Origin of the sequence: Arcobacter pernae (genome assembly GCF_049472135.1) — a bacterium.
Taxonomy (GTDB): domain Bacteria; phylum Campylobacterota; class Campylobacteria; order Campylobacterales; family Arcobacteraceae; genus Arcobacter_B.
Window position 1 is genome coordinate 1 of sequence record NZ_JBMOVV010000030.1, and the last position, 1,370, is coordinate 1,370.

The following is a 1,370-nucleotide window of genomic DNA, read 5'->3' on the forward strand; positions in this document are numbered from 1 at the left end:
AGGAAATCACTTAAATACAGATGTAGATACGATGAATGTTACAGTTGCAAATGACACAGTATACTTAACAGAGAAAGATGCAATCACAGTAAATATAGATAAATTACTAGGAGAAGTAAAAGCAACAACATTAACAGTAAATGCAAATGAGATAGGTGAAATTGGAAACCACTTAAATACAGATGTAGATACGATGAATGTTACAGTTGCAAATGACACAGTATACTTAACAGAGAAAGATGCAATCACAGTAAATATTGATAAATTATTAGGTGAAGTAAAAGCAACAACATTAACAGTAAATGCAAATGAGATAGGTGAAATAGGAAATCACTTAAATACAGATGTAGATACGATGAATGTTACAGTTGCAAATGACACAGTATACTTAACAGAGAAAGATGCAATCACAGTAAATATAGATAAATTACTAGGAGAAGTAAAAGCAACAGAATTAACAGTAAATGCAAATGAGATAGGTGAAATTGGAAACCACTTAAATACAGATGTAGATACGATGAATGTTACAGTTGCAAATGACACAGTATACTTAACAGAGAAAGATGCAATCACAGTAAATATAGATAAATTACTAGGAGAAGTAAAAGCAACAACATTAACAGTAAATGCAAATGAGATAGGTGAAATTGGAAACCACTTAAATACAGATGTAGATACGATGAATGTTACAGTGGCAAATGACACAGTATACTTAACAGAGAAAGATGCAATCACAGTAAATATAGATAAATTACTAGGAGAAGTAAAAGCAACAACATTAACAGTAAATGCAAATGAGATAGGTGAAATTGGAAACCACTTAAATACAGATGTAGATACGATGAATGTTACAGTGGCAAATGACACAGTATACTTAACAGAGAAAGATGCAATCACAGTAAATATAGATAAATTACTAGGAGAAGTAAAAGCAACAGACTTAACAGTAAATGCAAATAGTGTTGGTTCTGCAACAAGTTATCTAAACACAGAAGTAGAAGTATTGAATGCAGAGGTAAATACAGATATATACCTAGAAGAGAAAGATGATTTACAAATAGGTACAGTAAATGCGACAAATATGAAAGTAATTTCAAACTCAAATATAGAGAATAAAGATACAACATCATTAGTAAAAGTAGATAAGTTAACAATAGATGCATTAAATGTAAACCTAAATACAGAAATAAAAACAATAAACGCAAATGTAGTAAATGATATAACAATAAATGAGAAAGATAACCTGTTTGGAACAATCATAGCAGAAGACTTAATCTTAGATGTAGCATTCTCAACACTTCTAACAGATGTAGAGACAATAACTGTAAACTCAAGTGATTCAGTATATGTAACACAAATAGATGATGTAA

The 1,370-nt window shown here is 30.1% G+C and carries 1 protein-coding gene; it reads left to right on the forward strand.

The window, feature by feature from the left end; all coding sequences use genetic code 11:
- The coding region (locus ACH5BF_RS14215) for a hypothetical protein (protein WP_423274898.1) at positions 1–1,370 on the forward strand (1,370 nt) is incomplete at both ends.